A 21,305-nucleotide genomic window follows, 5' to 3' on the forward strand; every position below is an offset into this window, starting at 1 on the left:
ATATAAATCTCTTTTTAACAAATGATATAAAATCATAATGTAAACTAGATCACCTCTGTCTCATCATTCATAGCAATATAACTTTTTTTAGATAAAATCCATACACTTATAAAAAAGATAAAAAAACATCCAAATAAGCGTATAAGTAAACCAGTAGCATCTTCAAACACATTTATATAAAAAGCATTTGTAAATAAAAATCCATGTAATATAAATCTATCTAATAAAACGGCAGTAATCATACATATTATTACAAGTAAACTAGGTAAAAATAATTGCAACAAAGCACTTATCATACATATAAAAATAGTCGCAAATAATTGAATGCAAAATAATAATGGATAATTCACAGAAATACTATTTACAGCCATCATATTTGACATCAAAAATAACTGTAAAATCATACTCCCAGCGAAAAAACAAACGAAAACAAATAGTTTCAAATAATATATAGAAACTAATTTCAATGCATTATTCACTCGGTAAACTACATAAATACTAAAAAAACTCGACATAGAATATACAGAAAAAACGATTGTTAAAGGAATAAATATGGTCGACAAATTATAAAACGACATAACCTTATACAGGGTTTCCAATTCGTTCATTTTCTCTTTTACAATTCCAGATTCAAAATAATTGAACAAGCAACCAATGATACTAGCATTAAGTAAAAAGAGAATACTGAACCAAATATATTTCATCCTTATAGTTTCTTTCATTACATTATAAAAGAACATGCTTCCTACTCCCCCGTAAATAAAGAACTACAGAACAAAACCAAATACATAACAGCACACTAAGAAAAATTTGTAATTCAAAAAAGCCGAAGTCTTTAATTAAATAATCTTTAGGATTGAGAATTCCCTTTCCAATACCAAGCCAAAAAATATGTAAAATAAATGGCACTAAATAAATAAAATAAACTCGTTTTATAAAAAATGACACTGATAAAGCCAAACTTGAAAAAACCGCACCGTATAAACCATTTAAAAATACATACATAAGAAAATATAAAGTCGGATACTCATAATAAACCGTATGAAATTGAGCTGTTGGTGAAACAGTAGCAGCCATATAATTTAATATCGGATGCGGAGCAACTGTCGGATAAGTCATCACATATAAATAAAAATGAAATAGTAAAGGGACACTTATAATAAAAAAAGATACAATAAAATTAATAAAATAAAGTAATCTAAAATAATGACGCGTTCCCATCTTAGAAATGACAGGATAAATAAATCCATAATTTTTATCAATTCTATAAATCCCAGCTACAGCCATTGCAGAAATCACAGGAAATATAAGTAGATAAAATTCACTATAAAATGGTAATCTATTAAAATATAAAATGTTAGATAAATATGGAGATACCTTTATGATCCCAGCATCATTAAATCCTTTCGTTGTTACACACATAGAAATATATTGAGCAATGACAATTACTAACATAATAAATAAAGACAACCAAAACATCCTACCTTTTAAAATCCTTCCTAAAAAGTAACTCATCTACAGCTCCTCCATAAACCATTAATGAAATTTAAATCTTTTTTAACATGAACATTTGATCCGCAACACCATAACATTTATTTTCTTTATTTAACCAGAGGTAACGAAAAGAAACATTTACTCTCTCACCTTCAAATTTAGGAAACTCAACTTCATACTGATAAACATCATTTGTACCTTTTCTTTTTACACTCTTAACTTCTTGTTTCCACTCAATTACTTTTCCATCAGTTTGTTCAATCCGCCCCAAAAGATACGCTGGTTTTTTCTTGTTCGTAACACCCGTTAAAAAAACATAATAATTTTCTGGTATAACTCCTGACTTTAAATTTTTATCTGAAAGCCTATCTTTTATTGCAATATCATTTCTATCTATTTGCCCTTGAAAGAAATCATCACCAGTTTCATTTTCCAAAAATACTTGTTCAAAAACAGTATTTTTATTAATTTCTTTCAACTGAATACTTTTCAAATTATCTTTTTCCGTTAAAGTATCTTCAATATTTACAATAGGTTCATCTACTTTCTTATGGCAAGAAGCTAATAAACAAATAATCAATATAAAACAACAGAATAAAATATATTTTGAAATAAGCTTCATTGCAGCACCTCCTATTCAAAAAATGAAATAGTAGAAAAAGTCGTATAATCCAGATGACGAACTAGACGACTTTTTCTAACGTTACACAATAAATAATTTTAATTTATAATTTCTAAATCAATATTCAGTGTAAGGTCCACTAGGTCTTACACTATCAGGACTCCAAGCAGTAGGATAAGCATTATTTTCTCTAGAATAACCACCGAATCTCACAGGTACATTTTTCCCATAGTTTTCATATGCGTAATTTTGGAAAAGATACGTTTTACCTGGTCGCACCGTTCCTTCATGCTTACCTGACTCACCTGAAACATTTACCCAATCTCTATCACCTTTACCTTTATTTTTATCCGCTTCTGTCCAAACATTGAAAGAACCACCGCCCTTCTCACTGCTCTTCACACGCATATACATAGAAGTAGGTGTCTCTTTAGGACGTGCGTTAGTAAAATCATATGCACTCCAAAGTCTAAAGGTAAATTCTACATGATCATCCCTTGTATCAGCATTAGCTGGTTCGGTTAAAACGAAAGTACTAGCTAAAATACCTAAAGATAAAACAGATCCAAGCATAAAACGACTTTTTTTCTTAATACTCACTAAAAGCACCTCCGATAATTTGTAGCATTATACTAATCTTATTTTTTCACCGAGGGAATAAATAAAATCTCTATAACGCAATATAACAATAACAATCTCTCGATGTACTCTCAATAGCATTCAGAAAACTTAATGTTATATTTATAATGGTAAACATTTTGACAAATTAACAAAAATAATAATACACTCCTAGCAAAAAATTACTTATAGAGATAACTACTTACCTATGCCTGTTCCAAATCATAAAGAGTAACTCACCTTTCGAAAAACAAAAACTAAAATATAAAAAAAGCGCAGCCATTTCGGCTACGCTTTTGAATTATTATTTAGTTTCAATTAAACCATATTTCCCATCTTTACGGCCATATACAACGTTAGTTTCATTTGTATCAGCATTTGTGAAGACGAAGAAATTATGTCCTAGCATATCCATTTGTAAGATTGCCTCTTCAACGTCCATCGGTTTTAAATCGAATCGTTTTGTACGTACAAGTTCTAGTTCATCCTCTTCTACCTCATCCAGAACAGCTACTGCTTCTGGAAGGATAAAGTTCGTTTTCATAGAACCTTTCTCACGTAACTTACGATTTACTTTTGTTTTATGTTTACGAATTTGTCGCTCAAGTTTATCAACTACTAAATCGATAGCAGCGTACATATCGCTATTAGTTTCTTCTGCACGAAGTAATAAATCAGTAAATGGAATTGTTACCTCGACACGTTGCTTGTCAGAGTATACTTTTAAATTAACTTTAATCTCTGGGAATGTATCAAAATAACGCTCTAACTTACTTAGTTTTTTCTCTACATATTCCTTTAATGCTGGAGTTACTTCAATATTTTCACCACGAATGTTGAATTTCATAGATGAATTCCTCCTTTCAAGCCTATGTACTATAATTTCGACACCGGCTTAAAAACTCCTTCTAACTTTTTTAAAAAAATTAGTGGAATTGCGATTTTTTTATCGTTTTTTGTTGAAATGAAAAGATGCATCGTTTCTATCTTTATTTTATCCTATTAACATCGTGAATAACGAATATAACTGTGGACAATTCGTTACAGAAAAGAAACAACTTTTTGACAACTCATTTTATAACAAAAACCCCTTGCAAAAAAACAAGAGGTTCTACTACATATATATAACGTTGCCACAAACGCAGCTTTCTCTTCCCAAAAACAATATACCTACAGTTTTACAACATTAGCTGCTTGCGGTCCACGTGCTCCCTCTACAATATCAAACTCAACTTGTTGCCCTTCTTCCAATGACTTATATCCATCTTGTTGAATAGCAGAAAAATGAACAAACACATCATCACCGTCTTCACGCTCAATAAACCCAAATCCCTTTTCTGCATTGAACCATTTTACTCTTCCTTGCATGTTCATTCCATTCCCTTCACTCTAAAAATCAGGGCATTTGCCCCATAATTTCACTATAACGAATGACAACTTACGAAGTCAAAGAAGACTTATCGTCTTTTTATTATCTCTTTCGACAGTTACAGATCAACTTCTACAGAGCGTCAAACTAGAAACTTCGCTTGCTCCTTTATCATAGAAAAGACTTCCAATTTGTCTCACTGTAATTCCTGTCGTATATACATCATCAACAAGTAAAATATGTTGACCATGAAACATCTCTTCTCTCTGAAAATAAAAAGGATTACTTCCCGAAAGCCTTTCTTTACGCGACTTCTTACTTTGCTTTTCTGTTTCCTTCCTTCTTAATGATGAATAAAAATTTTTGACAGGCAAACAAGCTGCTAATAACTCTGCTTGATTAAAACCTCGTTCATATTCCCGTTCCCTACTAAGCGGAACAGCAATAACGGTTGAAACGTCCGTAAAATACTTTTGAAATAACACCCGAAAAGATTGATAAAAAATACGAACTAACTCCGCATCACCTCGAAACTTAAATTGCGCTAGTATACCTTTCATATCATCATTGTACACGTACAACGAACGATTTTTAAAAGGACGATATCCTTCCTCATTCCTCCATCTTACACAGTCCATGCAAATGTCATTTTCTTTATATCGAGTAGGTAAGTCATCTAAAGGACGACCACAATCCATGCAAATTCCTCCTATAATATAGGAAAGTTTTTGCTCACATCTATCACATACATATTTTTTTGGGGACTTTACAAAAAAGGTGTACCAACTAACTGTTTCCACCATATATTCATCACAAAGTAAACAATGCATTAATCGATCAATCCTTGTTCTTTCGCATTTTTGTTCATACTTTGAATATGTTTTTTCGCGCGTACCATTGCCTCTGTCTTACCGTAATGAAAATACATAACCTCACCATATGGCTCTTCAAAACTACGCCCCGCTCGGCCTGCAATTTGTACGAGCGCACTCTCTGAAAAAATTTCTTCTTCAGCTCCTAACACAGCCACTTGTAAGTTCTTCACAGTTACTCCTCTTTCTAAAATTGTCGTTGTAACTAATAACGGAATGTCTCCCTTTCTGAAAGATGCTACTTTTTCTTTTCTCATCGAATCTTCTGCATGCACGCCATCGATTCTATTATCCAACCCTTTCAACAACTGACTTATTTCTTCTATATATCGCACATGAGGAACAAATAAAAAAATAGGATACTTTTTGTTTAAGTTCATTTTTAACCATTGTAGTAACACACGAGGAATTTTTTTATGATGGAGGCTTTTCTTCCAATTTCCGCACCAACTAAATAGAGGAACTGGTAACGGGTGACGATGGTATCTTCCCGAAACAATGATACCTTTTTGTTTCCCTCTTCTGAAATTACGCTTCCACTTTTCATCAGGGGTTGCAGTTAAATAAATACGCGCTGCTTTCTCTTTCATTGCTTGCCTAACTGCATACTGTAACATTTGATCCGCATGATACGGGAAGGCATCAATCTCATCTACAATCATCACATGAAACGCTCTATAGTAACGTAACAGTTGGTGAGTCGTTGCAACGACTAACGCTGCATCTTTTTTATGATCTACACTCCCTCCGTATAAAGCAGCTACAGTTATACTTGGAAACACTTCTTGTAATCTCGGCGCTAATTCCAGTACAACGTCAGTCCTTGGCGTTGCGATACAAACTCTTTCTCCTTTTTGGAGCGCCTCTTCTATACCGTAAAATAACATTTCTGTTTTTCCAGCCCCGCACACAGCCCAAATAAAAAAAGATTCTTTCTGCTTAATCGCTTCTATAACTCCTTGCGCCGCCAACTCCTGACCAATCGATAAAGCCCCATTCCACTGTAATGGATTTAGCTCCCTGTCTCCGTTTCTTTCATGAATCCCGCGAACAAGTACAGTACATTCGCTAACTCTCCCCATCGTGATACACTTCCGGCAATACGCACATGCTTTACCGCACCTTTTACATAAAAATGATGCAAATAGCCGCTGCTCTATATTTCCGCAGCGCTGACATATATATTTAGAAGTATTCTTTGTTATACCTTGTACACATACAACCTCTCCCTTCTTTTTCAAATCACTTAATTCTCTCCGTAAATCTGAAGAGAGTTCTTCTAATAGCAACTGTTTTCCAGCAAGCATTAGCACTCACCTCCAGCACTACTATAAACCTTTCTTATAATCTCGTAAAAACGCAAAAAAGCCGATAACCTACTTATAAAATAGTAAGCTATCGACTTTATACACATGTTTTATTCGATTATAAATCCTAGAATCTACCGTATCCTAAGAAATGTTTTTGGTTGTAGCTACTGCTTAAGCTAGCATAAGCAATACCTTTATCACCAGCATGAATCATTTGGCCATTACCAACGTAAATACCGATGTGAGATGGGCCTGGTTTATAAGTACCTTGGAAGAATACTAAATCTCCAGGTTGTGGGCTACTTACTTTAGAAACTGAGTTCCAGTAACCTGCAACGTCTTGACGACCTACACCGAATACGTAAGAAATGAATCCACTACAGTCAAAACCACCGTTTGATGGAGATGCACTTCCCCAAACATATGGTAAACCTAAGTATTGTTGTGCTTTACCAATTACGCCAGGAGCTGGAGCTGGGCCTGGTGTCGGTTCTGGTTTTTTATCTTCTTTTTTAGGTGCTTCTTTTTTAGGCTCTTCCTTTTTAGGTACTTCTTTTTGAGCTTGTCCACCGTTGTTTACTGGCGCTGCTGGCTGAGCAGGTGCCGCTTGTGCTGGTTGAGCTTGCGCATCTTTAGCAGCTTGCTCTGCTTGTTTTTGAGCAGCAGCTTCTTGTGCAGCTTTTTCTTGCGCTTCTTGTTCAGCAATACGTTGTAATTGTAATGCTTGTTTTTCAAGATCTTTCAATTGACTTTCCGTACTTGTCATTGAAGTTACAACTGTATCCATTTTACCGCTTAAATCGTTTACTGCCGCTGCTTTTTTCTCTTTTTCAGCGTCAAGTTCTTTCTTAGCAGTTTCAATTTGAGCTTGTGCTTCTTTTAATTCTTTTTGCTTTGTTTTTACCGTTTCAACATCTTTTTTCACGTTCGCTTGATCTTCTTGTTGTGTTTTCATGATATCTTCGTCAGACTCAAGAATTTTAGAAACAGAAGTTAAACGATCAACTAAATCTGCAACGTTTTTAGAGTTTACAAGAACTTCTGTTACAACGTTTGTGTTTGGTTGCTCTTGAAGTGCAACTAAACGTTTTCTTAATAACTCCTCACGTTTTGCAATTTTCGTTTGTAATTCTGCAATATCTTTATTTTTCTTTTCGATTAATTGCTCAGTGTCCGCAACTTTTTTCGTTGTTTCATCAAGCTTTGCAGCATTCTCTTGAACAGACTTATCTAAACCTTGAATTGTTTTGTTTAAGTCATTCATTTGTTTTTGTAATTCATCACGTTCTTGTTGTTGTTTATGTAAAGTGTCATTTTGTGTATTAATTTGTGATTTCACGTCAGAAATTTTATCTTCTGCAAATACATTTGGTGTTAGTCCTGAAAACATTAACCCTGCCACTAATGCGCAAGATGCCATTTTTAGCTTTTTCATTTTATTTTTTACACCGCTTTCTTTTTTCTTTTTCCGTATATAACCTATAAAATTTATACCATAATTCGGGATTTTTTTTGCTAATGTTACGCTTTTGTAAAACAAATGTAATATTATATGTAACACTATCGCAAAATATGCATATTTTTGTATATATGTGTAGAGTTTTAAAAGGTTTTTATAAGCAAAGAAAAAAACGCAAGGTTTCCCTTACGTTTTATTAAATATACTAATACGGATGAAATCAAAACGTTATTTCATCCATTTCTCAGCCCAATTTTGGACTTCATCCATAACACTTTCTAACGCTTTTCCCTTGTCCGTTAAGCCGTACTCGATTCGAACTGGTACTTCTGGATAAACATTACGAACTACAATGCCTTCGCTTTCCAATTCCTTTAAACGCTCTGATAACATACGATCGCTCATATTCGGTATAATATCTGCGATTTCTCTAAAACGTTTTGACTCTTCCAGCAAAGATTTAATAATTAAGCCAGTCCATTTCTTACTAAGCAAAGTAAAAGCTGACTCAAACTTTGGACATAAACAAGAATTATGCTCCATATGTTTCACCTCTCTTCTATTATAATATAGTTTCTTGTAAAAAGTAAGTTATAAAACTTTCCTCATTATTTTATTTTACGTACATTTTACCATTTCCAAATATTAACTTGTCAACTTCACGTAAAATATCCGTAAAAAAACCCTCTTCCGAAAGAGAGCTTTTTATATCTTTATTACTTCGTATACCATCCAAGACCTAATGCACCTTCACCTAAATGCGTTCCAATTACAGCACCGAAATAACCTGTGCGGATTGTAACATGAGGATATTTTGCTTCTAATTCTGCCTTCCATTCATTCGCTTCCTCTTCACGTTGTGCATGAATGATAACTGCTTCCATAGGTACACCTTTACTTGCTTGCTCATCAAAAATTTCAATGATACGTTTTAACGCTTTTTTACGCGTACGAATCTTTTCAAACGGGATAATGATTTTGTCTCTAAAATATAAAACCGGCTTTACTTGTAACAGACTACCGATGAAAGCTTGCGCACTATTTAATCGGCCTCCACGTTGTAAATGGTGTAAATCATCTACTACAAAATAAGCGTCCATCGTTTTCTTCATTTCATCAAAACGGGCGATAATCTCTTTTGGATCCTTCCCTTCGCTTGCTAGCTTTGCACCTTCACGCACGTAGAATCCTTGTACTTCACAACTAATTTCAGAGTCGTACGTATATACATCAATACCCTCTACCATTTGACCAGCTGTCGTTGAAGTTTGATATGTACCACTAATCCCACTTGAAAGATGAATGCTAATAACTGCATCATAATCCTTAGATAATTCTTCATATAGCTCAACAAACTTTCCGATTGCTGGTTGAGAAGTTTTTGGAAGTTCTTCTTGCTCACGTACTTTTACATAAAAATCATCTGCTGAAATTTCAGCTTCTTCTTGATAAGATTCCGTTCCAAACACAACGTTTAATGGAATCATATATATATTGAGTTCATCACGAATATGCTTCGGTATATATGCTGTACTATCAGTAACAATAGCTGTTTTCATTTTCGTACCTGCCTTATAAAAAAGTTTTTATTTCCTAATTTTACACGAAAACTAAAAATGGTGCATCCATACATGAAAATGCGGGTTTGAAATTATACTCATCATCTCGACAAATTACAACAAAAAGGTAAAACACTCACCAAAAATTTCAGCTTATTTATAAAAAATGTTTGAATATAAAAACGCCCGCTTTTAAAATGTAAAGTACTAGTCATTTTGATGGATAGGAGCGTATACAAGTGTTATTACAATATTTAACAATAAAAGACTACGGTGAACACGAAATTGTTATTCAAAAATCAAGATTCATCTGTTATGTTAGTCGTGCTACAACCGAAGAAGAGGCTCAAGAATTCATACAAAAAATCAAAAAACAAAACTGGAATGCAACACATAATTGTTCTGCTTATTTAATTGGCGAACAAGATCAAATTCAAAAAGCAAATGATGATGGTGAACCTAGCGGTACAGCTGGCGTACCTATGTTAGAGGTACTAAAAAAACGCGGTTTAAAAGATACCGTCGTTGTCGTTACCCGCTATTTTGGTGGCATCAAACTGGGCGCTGGTGGATTAATTCGCGCATATGGAAAATGTACAAGCGAAGGCATTAATCATGTCGGTGTTGTCGAGCGAAAATTAATGCGTGTTATGCAGACCGAAATTGATTACACATTACTTGGTAAAATTGAAAATGAATTACGCAATTCAAAATATGCCATTAAAGATATACATTACCTCGAAAATGTCACATTTGATACGTATGTAGAAGAAGATGGAAAACAACCATTCACGGATTGGATGATTGAATTAACAAATGGGAAATGTACAATTACAGAAGGAGATATGTTGTACTTAGAACAAGATGTTATCTAAGAATAAATACTGTATCGCCTTTAAAGATTAATGTAGTGAATTACTTTCCTACAAATGAACTAAGGAGATTATATATGGAAGAACGTTATTATCATCTCCAAAATAGCAGAATAAAAAAGAAACGAAGAAGAAAGTTTTTCTACTTCCTTATTTTCTTATTTTTATTTGGTAGTGTAGGACTTTATATATTAAATTCCTACTCTTCTCTCATGGGGATGTATAGTGGTTTTACTCGTGAAAAATCGGATTTGAGAACCGAAGATGTAGAAATTACAAAGGAGCCTTTTACACTCCTTATTATGGGTATAGAAGATTATGCAACAGACGGCCAAAACGGTCGTACAGATTCATTAATGTTTGCGACAGTCAATCCGAAAACGCAAAAGATTTCGCTTATGAGTATTCCTCGGGATAGTCGCGTTCCAATTGTCGGAAAGAATAAAGAGGACAAAATTAACGCTGCGCATGCTTACGGCGGAGAAGAAATGGCAATCAAAACTGTCGAAGGTTTTCTAAAAGTGCCTGTCGACCATTATCTTAAAATTGATTTCCAAGGCTTTAAAGGTATTGTTGATGCTGTTGGCGGTGTTACTGTTGATGTCCCCTTCGATTTTTGGGAGCGTTCAGACGTGGATTACTACAAAAAAATCGAATTTAAGCAAGGACAACAAGAATTAAATGGTGAAGAAGCACTCGCTTACGTTCGTATGCGAAAGCAAGATCCGAATGGTGACTATGGCCGGGCTGCTAGACAAAGACAATTACTAGCTGCTGTTGCTCAAAAACTAAATTCCACCTCTACCGTATTTAAAATTAAAGATTTGACAGCAGTCGTTGGAAAATATATAAAAACTGACATTCCTATTTCAGATGGCCTTGCTCTTTACAAGAAACTTTCTGGGTTTGACCCTTCCACAATACAAACACTCAAACTTGAAGGAGAAGACAAAAAAATAGGTGGTATTTATTACTTCCTTCCAGATCCAAACGGTGTTGAGGCAGTACGTAACGAAATTAAAAAAGAACTAGGAGAAAAGGTAACCACGCAAGAAAATTCAACAACAAAAACGGAATCCACTCCTTCTTCAAATTCGAACTCTAACGAGAAAGCAAAGAAAGAAACGAATCAGAATCAGAACAAAACACCAACTGATCCCCCTCCTTCTACGAATGCTCATGCAGAGTGGATTATGAGAAATCAGCAATAAAACAGCCAAATCGCATGCGATTTGGCTGTTTTTTTATTTATTAAAATGTTTTAAGATTGCTTCTACAATACGCTCTGATGCACGACCATCACCGTACGGATTAGATGCTTTTGACATCTTATCATGAGCTTCTTTGTCTGATAACAACTCATCTGCAAGACTAAAGATTGTCTCTTCGTCTGTTCCCGCTAATTTCAACGTACCTGCTTCAATACCTTCTGGACGCTCTGTTGTATCACGAAGAACAAGAACCGGTACACCTAATGACGGAGCTTCCTCTTGTACACCACCAGAATCAGTTAGCATTAAGTATGAACGAGCTGCAACATTGTGGAAATCAATTACATCTAGCGGCTCAATTAAATGAATGCGGCCATGATCGCCTAAAATATCATTTGCAGTTTCACGAACAACAGGGTTCATATGAACAGGATACACAACTTGTACGTCTTCATGCTTATCAACAAGACGCTTAATTGCACGGAACATATTACGCATTGGCTCTCCTAGGTTTTCACGACGGTGAGCTGTCATAAGTACAAGACGATCACTTCCAAGTTTCTCTAGTACAGGATGACTATATGTTTCTTTTACAGTCGTTTTTAGTGCGTCAATCGCTGTATTTCCTGTTATGAAAATACGTGATTCATCTTTATTTTCTTTCTGTAAGTTCGTTGCTGATTTTGCTGTAGGTGAGAAATGAAGATCTGCCATTACACCTGTTAATTGACGATTCATCTCTTCTGGGTATGGAGAATATTTATCCCATGTACGAAGTCCTGCCTCGACATGGCCTACTGGAATTTGATTATAGAAAGCAGCTAAGCTTGCGATAAACGTTGTCGTCGTATCACCATGTACAAGTACGATATCCGGCTTTGCTTCTTTCATTACTTTATCCAAACCTTCTAAACCACGCGTTGTAATATCGATTAACGTTTGGCGATCCTTCATAATATTCAAATCGAAATCTGGTGTAATTCCAAAGATACTTAATACTTGGTCTAACATTTGACGATGTTGTGCTGTTACAGTCACAATCGATTCAATTTTCTCTGGATGCTTTTGCAACTCTAATACAAGAGGTGCCATTTTAATTGCTTCTGGACGTGTCCCGAAAATTGTCATTACTTTTAAACGTTCAGTCATTTCATTGCCTCTTTTCTTTCACTAGTTACAAATCCTATTATGACATATAAGAATATACATGAATACATACCTTTTTAACGAATAACGGAAAAATCCCTCTTATGAATACTTTCTCTTCCAACAGAATAATAATCTATTCCTTGTTTCTTAACATCCTCATTAGTATAACAATTTCTTCCATCAAATAAAATAGGTTCTCTCATAAGTTGTACGTACTTTCCTAACGGATACGTTCGGATAGCCTCCCATTCTGTCACGATAAAAGCCGCACTCGCTCCTCTAATCGATTCATCTATACATTCACTATATTGTATAGCCTCCCCAAAGATATTTTTCATATTTTGAATCGCCTTCGGGTCATATAGCACTATGTCTGCACCTATATTCATTAATTCTTGTATCATAATAAGGGACGGTGCGTCTCTTATATCATCTGTATTCGGTTTAAATGCTGCTCCCAGCACTGCAATTCGCTTCTTGTTCATATTCATTACTTTCTTCGCTTTCTCAATCAATAATAGCTGTTGTTTATTATTTACTTCAATGACGGCTTTTAACAAACGAAAATCATGTGCCACATTCCCTGCAATTTGCACAAGCGCTTTCGTATCTTTCGGAAAACAAGATCCCCCGTAACCAATGCCTGCATTTAAAAAAGACGACCCAATTCTCTTATCCATTCCCATTCCTTTTGCAACATCTAATACATTAGCTCCTACCTTCTCACATATATTTGAAATTTCATTGATAAAACTAATTTTTGTCGCTAAAAAGGCATTCGATGCGTATTTAATCATCTCTGCACTTTTTATATCTGTAACATACGTTTGCAAATGTAATTTACTATATAAATTCTCAACTTTTCGCGCCGCTTCCTCATTATCAGCTCCAATTACAATACGATCTCCCTGAAAAAAATCGTAAATCCCTGAACCCTCCCGTAAAAATTCGGGATTCGATACAATATGTAATTCATGCCTATTTTGTAATGTCTCCTCAATCCATCCCCTCATAGCACCATTCGTCCCTACAGGAACAGTACTTTTTGTAACAACAATAATGTCTTTAGTCGCATATGTTCCAATATCAAAACATGCATTTTGAATATATGTTAAATCTGCTGTCCCATCTAATAACGATGGCGTTCCAACTGCAATAAATATAAATTCTGCATCATGAAATGCTTCTTCTTTACTTGTTGTAAAAGTTAAACGATTATTCTCACACGCATCATGTATTAATTCATATAAGCCAACTTCATAAATAGGCAAATCCCCTTGTTTTATCCGTTCAATTTTCTCATCATTTATATCAAAACATGTAACCGAATGTCCCAATACTGCCAATCCTACTCCTGTAATCAATCCAACGTATCCGGTACCTATTATCGTAATTTTCATTTCCTTTTCGCACAGGAATATACAATAGAAAATATACGAATACATAGAATTTCCCCTGTGCTTCCCCCTCTCACATTAAAAATGAGAAAACTTTTTTACTTCTTTATTATATGAATTGCTTTCTTCATTCTTTTTTAAGTTTTTGTAAAATTAAATATTGTCCATAAAACAAATAGAAATTTTACCGAGATTAAAGCTGCACGTTCAGACTTGAAAAATTCCCACATTTTAACACGGAACTTACTCATTTCTACGTGTAACACTTATAATATTGAAATAAAATTATTCGCTATTAAAGAGAAAGAGAAAATGTCATATTCCAAAGCCCAATACGATTAACCTTCTCAAACGATTCAACATTCTGTATACCATTGTCATATATTCTATCTGCTTCCATTTACCATAAAACGAAAAAAAGATTGAATTCTAATCTTTTTGTGATACCATATGTTATGAGCCTGTAAATAAACATCATAATTTTCAGATAAATATATTAAAAAAAATTACGTTAGACTATAAAAGGGTGGGGTATTAATGGACTCACAAGTGATTTATGCCATTTTGGCATCTTTCATCACTGTACTCGTCGTTACTCCTTTAGTTATTAAGTTAGCTTTTAAAATAGGAGCAACAGATAAGCCAAACGCGCGTAAAGTGCACCAAAAGATTATGCCTCGTCTTGGCGGGTTAGCAATATTTATTGGTGTGGCTGTTGGATTTGTTGTCGGTGGCTTATATGAACAAAGAATGTTATCGATAACGCTAGGTGCGATTATCATTGTAATCATCGGTATTTTAGATGATATGTACGAGTTATCTGCGAAGGTAAAATTCGGTGGACAACTATTAGTTGCCATTATGATTGTAAAAAGTGGATTATTAGTGCAAGTATTATATATTCCAATCCTCGGGGATACTGAACTTGGATGGCTTGCTTACCCAATTACAGTATTTTGGATTGTAGGTATTACAAATGCAATCAACTTAATTGACGGCTTAGATGGATTATCCGCTGGTATTTCATCTATCGTACTGGCAACGCTAGCATACATGGCCTTCACTAGCCCATGGGGTACTGGAACGGCTATCATTTTACCGCTAGCACTAATTGCACTTGCAAGTACAATTGGATTTTTATTCTACAACTTCCATCCAGCAAAAATTTTCATGGGAGATACAGGAGCACTATTTTTAGGATACTGTATTTCTGTTATATCGTTACTTGGATTATACAAAAGTGTAACGTTATTCAGCTTTATCGTTCCAGTTATCATTTTAGGCGTACCTGTATTTGATACGGCATTTGCAATTATCCGTCGTATCGTAAATAAAAAACCTATTTCAGCACCAGATAAATCGCATTTACATCACCGTTTACTTGCAATGGGCTTCTCACATCGCAAAACGGTACTAATTATATACGCGTTTGGTATCTTCTTTAGCGTAAATGCTATTATTTTTACTAGTGCAACATTATGGTTATCCATTATTCTTCTTTTCGTTTTAATCTTCTTTACAGAAATTATTGCTGAAGTAATTGGACTTGTACATGAACGTTACAAACCACTTATTTCCTTTTATAAAAAAGTGAAAAAACGCGAAGACTAATTGTAGTATAGCCTTTACTATTATGAAATATTCAAATAGCATCCTCTTTCTTATAAGAGGATGCTATTTTTTATTCATTATTTTACATTTCCAAAATATAGCTTGTTTGAGAGTTCCACTATTGGAGAAAGATATACATAATAAGAAAAGGATTATATTTTCTTTTTTACATCTTGATTGTCAAACTGAGGGTGAATGTTATGATCAAGCGAGTATTTCAATACATTATTTTATTTTTAACGATTACTATGTACGCGTCATCTCATGCAGGAGCGACTACCATTCCCCCTGCTGAACATCATCCAAATACCGAAACTACCTCTTCTACCAAAAAAATCGCGTACTTAACATTTGATGACGGACCAAACAAATATACTACGCAAATTTTAAACATCTTAAAAGAAAAGAACGGAAAAGCAACTTTCTTTGTTATTGGTGGAAAAGTGCCACATTATAAAAAGACAATGCAACGATTAATTAAAGACGGACATTATATCGGGCTTCACAGTATGTCACATGATGTAAAACGCCTTTACACCGGTGATCCATCTGCTTTAATTACAGAGATGGAACAAACACAAAGCATCGTTCAGCAAGTTACAAAATTAAATTCACATCTCGTTCGTGTCCCGTATGGTAGCATGCCTTATTTAAAAAAAAATTACCGTGATGCACTTGTATCAGCCCAGTATAAAATGTGGGATTGGACAATCGATACATACGACTGGAAAAGCTATGATAACCCTTCTGCCATACTAGAAAGGGTACGTAATCAGAGCGATGAACAAGTCGAAGTAATTTTAATGCATGATTCGAGTGTAACCGTACAAATACTGCCACAAGTAATTGATTACTTACAGTCACAAGGATACAAGCTTCTTCCCTATAATCCATCTTCTCATCTCGAAGTAAACTTTTGGAAAGACACAAGATTGTAACAGCTTTAGTGCCTATGTGCTAAAGCTGTTTTATTTTTCTCTTCCCACCCTTCCCATTTTTGTGTAAAATTTTAAATAGTGATGAAGTTTCGAGGTGAATAGAAATGAAACGAATAGATCTCATTTTTAACGCAATACAAAAAAGCAATTATACAGAAGGTGTAACTGCATCAGAACTCGCTACCCTGTTGCAGCTAGATCGAGCCAATGTAAGTAGCGACTTAAACAAACTCGTAAAAGATAAACGTTTATTAAAAACAAATACGCGTCCTGTTCGTTTTTATATAGAAACGAACACTTCGTTGGAAACGCATTCAAAAGAAGCAACTTCATTAGATACATTTGCAGTTGAAAATACGAGCCTTAAAATCGCAATCGAAAAAGCGAAAGCTTCTATTCTCTATCCTCCAAACGGTATGCATACTTTACTGCTCGGAGAAACAGGCGTCGGAAAATCCATGTTTGCTTCTTTAATGCACGAATATGCAATTGAAGTTGAACAGCTTCCTAAAAATGCACCATTTATCGTCTTTAACTGTGCTGATTATGCAAACAACCCACAGCTACTACTCGGGCAATTATTTGGGATTAAAAAAGGAGCGTATACAGGGGCAAGTGATCAAAAAGGGTTAATTGAAAAAGCACATGAAGGGATCCTTTTCTTAGATGAGGTACATCGCCTTCCTCCAGAGGGACAAGAAATGCTTTTCACCTTTATTGACCGCGGAGTATATCGCCGCCTTGGAGAAACAGAAAACGAACGTAAAGCACAAGTATTGATCATTACTGCAACAACAGAAGAACCAAATTCATTTTTATTAAAAACATTTACAAGACGTATACCAATGACTGTCACGCTGCCACCACTTCGTGAGCGTACACATAAAGAACGTTTTGCTTTACTGCAACTATTTTTCACAAATGAAGCAATTCGCTTGCGAAAAGAAATTCACGTTAGCCCGAATGCAATGCGTGCTTTCGTCTTTTACAATTGTCCTAATAACATCGGCCAATTAAAAACGGATGTACAAATTGCCTGTGCGAAAGCCTATTCTGACTTCGTGACAAAGAAACGTGATTCTGTCTATGTTTCAAGCACAGACTTACCTTGGTATATGAAAGAAGGACTATTCATTGAAAGAAAGAGCCGTCATCTATACCAAATACCGAATGAAACATTTATATTTACAGGTGATGAAGGTTGGAGTAATCATAAAATAGAAAATGAAAAACAGTCTTCTATTTACGATTATATTGACTATAAATATGAAGAACTTCAAGCTCGTGGTATTGAAGAGGAAGAATTAGAATTACTAATAGAAAATGATATTCAAAGCTTTTTCGTACAATATTTTAACCAAATGTCAAAAAAGACAAGTCATGAAAATGTTTTTAAAATTGTAGATCGTAATATCGTTTCCGTTTGTGAAAAAATTGCTGAACTTGCTGAAAAACATTTATCCAAAACGTTCGATGAAAAAGTATTTCTCGCTTTAAGTTTACATGTACAGACAACTCTACAACGTTTACAGGCCGGAAAACAAATTCATCACCCGCAATTAAATCAAATTCGTACGAAATATAAAGAAGCTTTTTCCGTAGCTATGCAATGCATTCAACTACTGGAAGACGAATTACAAATAACAATGCCTATCGATGAAGCAGGCTTTTTAACAATGTTCTTCGTTGTTGATCCAATTCCTGCCTCACAAACAGAAGTAAAAGTATTAATATTAGCGCACGGCAACGGCATAGCAACAGAAATGGCAAACGTCGCAAATGAACTGCTCGGCATTGACGAAGTAACCGGTATCGATATGCCGTTACATGAATCGCCGAAAGATTTCTTAGAGCGTGTGAAAGTGTATATGAAAACACTCCAAAATGTAAACGGGCTTCTCTTACTCGTTGATATGGGATCTCTCGCTTATATTGGTGATATATTAGAAACTGAGTTCAAAATTCCAGTGCGTGTTCTTTCCATGACAAGCACTCCACATGCACTAGAAGCGGCTCGAAAAGCTCAGCTTGGCTACTCGTTAGATGCATTATATGAAACGGTGAAGAACTTAACACCGTTTTACTTAAACGTACAAGAAGAAAAGAAAAAACCACTATCACCAATGAAATCTGTTATTTTGACAGCTTGTTTAACTGGGGAAGGCAGTGCTTTAGCTATTCAAAAAATGTTGGAGAACTATTTGCGATTTGACAAAGACTTAATTGAAATCATTCCGATTAGTATCGTCCATGAAAAAGATTTAACGAAAATGATTGAGAACATAAAAAAAGAGCGGAATATCATTTGTATTGTTACGAATTTTGATGTGCAAGTGCCATGCTTAACGTATCATTTCCAAGACATTGTAAACTACACAGCGATTCAGCCAATTCAAGAATTAATTACGTATGAAGAAACATATGCAAAAATGGCTGATATCCTGGAACAACAAATGCAGCGTAACGACGGAGCATTACTTATCAAAACAATTCGTTACGCATTAAATACAATTCAAGAATTAATTTCCTTACAGCTAACTCCTGACAGTTTAATGGGTGTTATTCTGCATATGAGCTGTATGGTTGACCGTCTTCAAAAGGGAGAAAGCCTTCTCCCTCATCCAGATAAAGAGAAACGAAGACAAGATGAATACTGGATGTATATGAAAGTAAAAAAGGCATTGCAGCCAATTGAAAATACATTTGAAATACAAATACCTGATGACGAAGTGTTTTATGTTATGGACTTCTTCATTAAAAATCAGCCTCTAAAAAATTAATCGTGGCAGTTTTTTAGTATATCGATCTTAACTCAGATTTTATCAGCGATTTTCAAAATATATCAGCGCAACTCGAGTTTTATCAGCGATTTTCAAAATATATCAGCGCAACTCAGGTTTTATCGGCGATTTTCAAAATATATCAGCGCAACTCGAGTTTTATCAGCGATTTTTCTAATATATCGATTTACCGTCAATAATCGCTAAAATTCGCACCTTATAACAGAAAAGGCTGTTCAATATGAACAGCCTTTTTGCTACTTCTTTACTTTCCTAATTCTCCCCCTTATTTCACCCTTCTTATGGGACTTCGTATAAACATTTACATATACATTCGCCTGAATGATTTCTTGCAGTAAGCTATCAAACGCTCGCCCCTGTAAAGGCCCTTCAAAATCCCCCACATTAACTACACCAGTGACGACTCCTTCATTAACACTAATACCTTGCTTTAATGGACCAAATAAACTTAAAACAATTGGACCAATTTGATTTGCTTTCCCTAAATGAATTTGGCATGATGTAACTTTTTCGATGTTTTTCAATATGACCCGATATTGCAACTTCTTTAAATCCTCACTAAATATAAACTCTGCTACGCCATAAGCTTCTGTATTTACAGGAGGTATTTCCCTCTTACCTGTTAACCTCGCAAAGAAATGTGTTGTCATACGGGCATTCTCCTTATATAAATTTCCCAGCACTACTTCTACTACTTTATGGTTTATACATAATCATTTATGACTTTTTCAAGTGTTAATTACGAAGAAAAGATTCACATAATCTTTACACTAGAATCGTTCCTTTTTCTTTACTACCTCTTGTATAATGCACTTAGAAAAACATTCTAGGAGGTCGTTTTGGAAAATAACAAATACACTTTTCACACATTATTAGAGATTTTTCTCGTCTCATTTAAATTAGGACTTACTTCGTTTGGTGGCCCCGTCGCCCATCTCGGCTATTTCCACCACGAATATGTACAAAAAAGAAAATGGATGGATGAACGAATCTATGGAGATTTATTAGCACTATGTCAATTCCTCCCTGGTCCTGCTAGCAGCCAAGTCGGTATGGGCGTTGGATTATTAAGAGGCGGGGTATTCGGAGCTATTATTTCATGGATTGGGTTCACTTTACCGTCTGTGCTTGTTTTAGTTTTCTTCGCCTCATTCCTTAATCAGTTCGACCTTGGAAGTGCTGGCTGGATTCATGGGCTAAAACTTGTAGCAGTCGCTATTGTCGCTCATGCAATATGGGGAATGGCGCAAAAATTAACGCCAGACCGAAATCGTGCGACGATTGCAATTGCAACTGCCTCAATCGCCCTATTATGGCCAAGTAGCTGGACACAAGTCACTCTCATTATCATATCTGGCTTTATCGGCTGGCTTTTATATCGCAACGAACCAATTAGTCAATCTCAACATATAAAAGTACCTATTTCAAAAAAGATAGCAGTTTCTTGTCTCGTCTTATTCTTCGGACTATTACTACTGCTACCAATATTAAGACCGTTCTCTTATTACATCGCTTTATTTGATAGTTTCTATCGCTCTGGCGCACTTGTATTTGGAGGCGGACACGTCGTCCTCCCCCTTCTTGAAGGTGAGTTCGTACAAAACGGAATGATGACGAAAGAACAATTCCTAGCTGGATACGGATTAACACAAGCAATGCCAGGACCACTATTTACATTCGCCTCTTATATAGGAGCAGTGTTAAACGGGACGCTTGGTGCCATACTTGCAACAATTGCGATCTTTCTTCCTGCTTTCTTACTCGTTATTGGTGTTTTACCCTTTTGGGACAGTGTGAGAAAAATATCTTTCATACAAGGCGCACTACTTGGAGTCAATGCGGCCGTTGTCGGTATTTTAATTGCCGCTTTTTATGACCCTATTTGGACAAGCACGATTATGAACGCTGTAGATTTTGTTTTTGCATCTCTTCTATTTTGCTTGCTCGCTTTTTGGAAAACACCACCTTGGGTTATCGTTATACTTGGAGCCTTTGGCGGATATATTCTATCCATTTTGTAAAT

Annotated in this window: 20 protein-coding genes; 6 read left to right on the forward strand and 14 right to left on the reverse strand. The window is 35.1% G+C overall.

The genetic code is table 11. From position 1 onward, the window contains the following. Positions 1-44: 44 nt before the first annotated feature. From ACTT1L_RS12435 to ACTT1L_RS12485, 11 genes are all read right to left on the reverse strand, one after another. Positions 45-740, reverse strand: coding sequence for a hypothetical protein (locus tag ACTT1L_RS12435; RefSeq protein ID WP_442821928.1), 696 nt, complete (start codon positions 738-740; stop codon positions 45-47). Continuing rightward, complete coding sequence (locus ACTT1L_RS12440; RefSeq protein WP_061131811.1) at positions 727-1,515, reverse strand: hypothetical protein; 789 nt, start codon at positions 1,513-1,515, stop codon at positions 727-729. The genes ACTT1L_RS12435 and ACTT1L_RS12440 overlap by 14 nt, the downstream gene beginning before the upstream one ends. Positions 1,516-1,546: 31 nt before the next feature. Further along, positions 1,547-2,116, reverse strand: a complete 570-nt coding sequence (locus tag ACTT1L_RS12445; protein WP_061131812.1) for a hypothetical protein — start codon at positions 2,114-2,116, stop codon at positions 1,547-1,549. Between the two features lie 117 nt (positions 2,117-2,233). Next, positions 2,234-2,716: a hypothetical protein gene (locus ACTT1L_RS12450; protein ID WP_016718925.1), complete on the reverse strand. Its 483-nt coding sequence runs from the start codon at positions 2,714-2,716 to the stop codon at positions 2,234-2,236. A gap of 322 nt (positions 2,717-3,038) precedes the next feature. Next, positions 3,039-3,581: a ribosome hibernation-promoting factor, HPF/YfiA family gene (hpf, locus tag ACTT1L_RS12455; protein ID WP_000671190.1), complete on the reverse strand. Its 543-nt coding sequence runs from the start codon at positions 3,579-3,581 to the stop codon at positions 3,039-3,041. A gap of 323 nt (positions 3,582-3,904) precedes the next feature. Next, on the reverse strand, positions 3,905-4,102 hold the full coding sequence (cspC, locus tag ACTT1L_RS12460) for a cold shock protein CspC (RefSeq protein ID WP_001162041.1): 198 nt from the start codon (positions 4,100-4,102) through the stop codon (positions 3,905-3,907). A gap of 126 nt (positions 4,103-4,228) precedes the next feature. Continuing rightward, complete coding sequence (locus ACTT1L_RS12465; protein WP_074541125.1) at positions 4,229-4,933, reverse strand: ComF family protein; 705 nt, start codon at positions 4,931-4,933, stop codon at positions 4,229-4,231. Further along, positions 4,933-6,282 carry an ATP-dependent helicase ComFA gene (gene comFA, locus ACTT1L_RS12470; RefSeq protein WP_000879439.1) on the reverse strand — a complete coding sequence of 450 codons (1,350 nt, stop codon included), beginning with the start codon at positions 6,280-6,282 and terminating at the stop codon, positions 4,933-4,935. Before comFA ends, ACTT1L_RS12465 begins: the two co-directional genes overlap by 1 nt. Before the next feature lie 127 nt (positions 6,283-6,409). Beyond that, complete coding sequence (locus tag ACTT1L_RS12475) at positions 6,410-7,825, reverse strand: C40 family peptidase (RefSeq protein ID WP_142243322.1); 1,416 nt, start codon at positions 7,823-7,825, stop codon at positions 6,410-6,412. 147 nt (positions 7,826-7,972) lie between these two features. Beyond that, entirely contained in the window at positions 7,973-8,287 is a 315-nt protein-coding gene (locus ACTT1L_RS12480; protein ID WP_000400857.1) for a winged helix-turn-helix transcriptional regulator, read from the reverse strand. A 173-nt stretch (positions 8,288-8,460) separates the two neighbouring features. Continuing rightward, the gene (locus ACTT1L_RS12485) at positions 8,461-9,303 is read right to left on the reverse strand and encodes a DegV family protein (protein WP_000844764.1); all 843 of its coding nucleotides are present in this window, start codon (positions 9,301-9,303) and stop codon (positions 8,461-8,463) included. 239 nt (positions 9,304-9,542) lie between these two features. On the opposite strand from ACTT1L_RS12485, the gene ACTT1L_RS12490 reads away from it, so the two are divergent. Beyond that, the gene (locus ACTT1L_RS12490; protein ID WP_000926683.1) at positions 9,543-10,178 is read left to right on the forward strand and encodes a YigZ family protein; all 636 of its coding nucleotides are present in this window, start codon (positions 9,543-9,545) and stop codon (positions 10,176-10,178) included. Positions 10,179-10,252: 74 nt separating this feature from the next. Continuing rightward, on the forward strand, positions 10,253-11,386 hold the full coding sequence (locus ACTT1L_RS12495) for an LCP family protein (RefSeq protein ID WP_000392770.1): 1,134 nt from the start codon (positions 10,253-10,255) through the stop codon (positions 11,384-11,386). Positions 11,387-11,419: 33 nt separating this feature from the next. Here the strand turns inward: ACTT1L_RS12495 and wecB are convergent, their stop codons facing one another. Next, entirely contained in the window at positions 11,420-12,535 is a 1,116-nt protein-coding gene (wecB, locus tag ACTT1L_RS12500; protein WP_000140134.1) for a non-hydrolyzing UDP-N-acetylglucosamine 2-epimerase, read from the reverse strand. A gap of 74 nt (positions 12,536-12,609) precedes the next feature. After that, positions 12,610-13,980, reverse strand: a complete 1,371-nt coding sequence (locus tag ACTT1L_RS12505; RefSeq protein WP_139303568.1) for a UDP-glucose dehydrogenase family protein — start codon at positions 13,978-13,980, stop codon at positions 12,610-12,612. Positions 13,981-14,469: 489 nt separating this feature from the next. On the opposite strand from ACTT1L_RS12505, the gene ACTT1L_RS12510 reads away from it, so the two are divergent. The 3 genes from ACTT1L_RS12510 (at position 14,470) to ACTT1L_RS12520 (ending at position 19,261) form a co-directional block, all read left to right on the forward strand. Next, positions 14,470-15,543, forward strand: coding sequence for a glycosyltransferase family 4 protein (locus ACTT1L_RS12510; RefSeq protein WP_000378309.1), 1,074 nt, complete (start codon positions 14,470-14,472; stop codon positions 15,541-15,543). Between the two features lie 200 nt (positions 15,544-15,743). Continuing rightward, a complete protein-coding gene (locus ACTT1L_RS12515; protein WP_000597163.1) occupies positions 15,744-16,481 on the forward strand; it encodes a polysaccharide deacetylase family protein in 738 nt (245 codons plus the stop codon). A 104-nt stretch (positions 16,482-16,585) separates the two neighbouring features. Further along, positions 16,586-19,261, forward strand: coding sequence for a PRD domain-containing protein (locus ACTT1L_RS12520; RefSeq protein ID WP_046198054.1), 2,676 nt, complete (start codon positions 16,586-16,588; stop codon positions 19,259-19,261). A gap of 257 nt (positions 19,262-19,518) precedes the next feature. Here ACTT1L_RS12520 and exsM read toward each other — a convergent pair whose 3' ends face one another. Continuing rightward, the gene (exsM, locus tag ACTT1L_RS12525) at positions 19,519-19,932 is read right to left on the reverse strand and encodes an exosporium regulatory protein ExsM (RefSeq protein WP_000207029.1); all 414 of its coding nucleotides are present in this window, start codon (positions 19,930-19,932) and stop codon (positions 19,519-19,521) included. A gap of 189 nt (positions 19,933-20,121) precedes the next feature. Here exsM and ACTT1L_RS12530 point away from each other — a divergent pair, with 189 nt between their 5' ends. Beyond that, positions 20,122-21,303: a chromate transporter gene (locus ACTT1L_RS12530; protein WP_442821929.1), complete on the forward strand. Its 1,182-nt coding sequence runs from the start codon at positions 20,122-20,124 to the stop codon at positions 21,301-21,303. The last annotated feature ends 2 nt before the right edge of the window (positions 21,304-21,305 follow it).

The organism is Bacillus sp. FH (genome assembly GCF_052216825.1).
GTDB classification, from domain to species: domain Bacteria; phylum Bacillota; class Bacilli; order Bacillales; family Bacillaceae_G; genus Bacillus_A; species Bacillus_A paranthracis.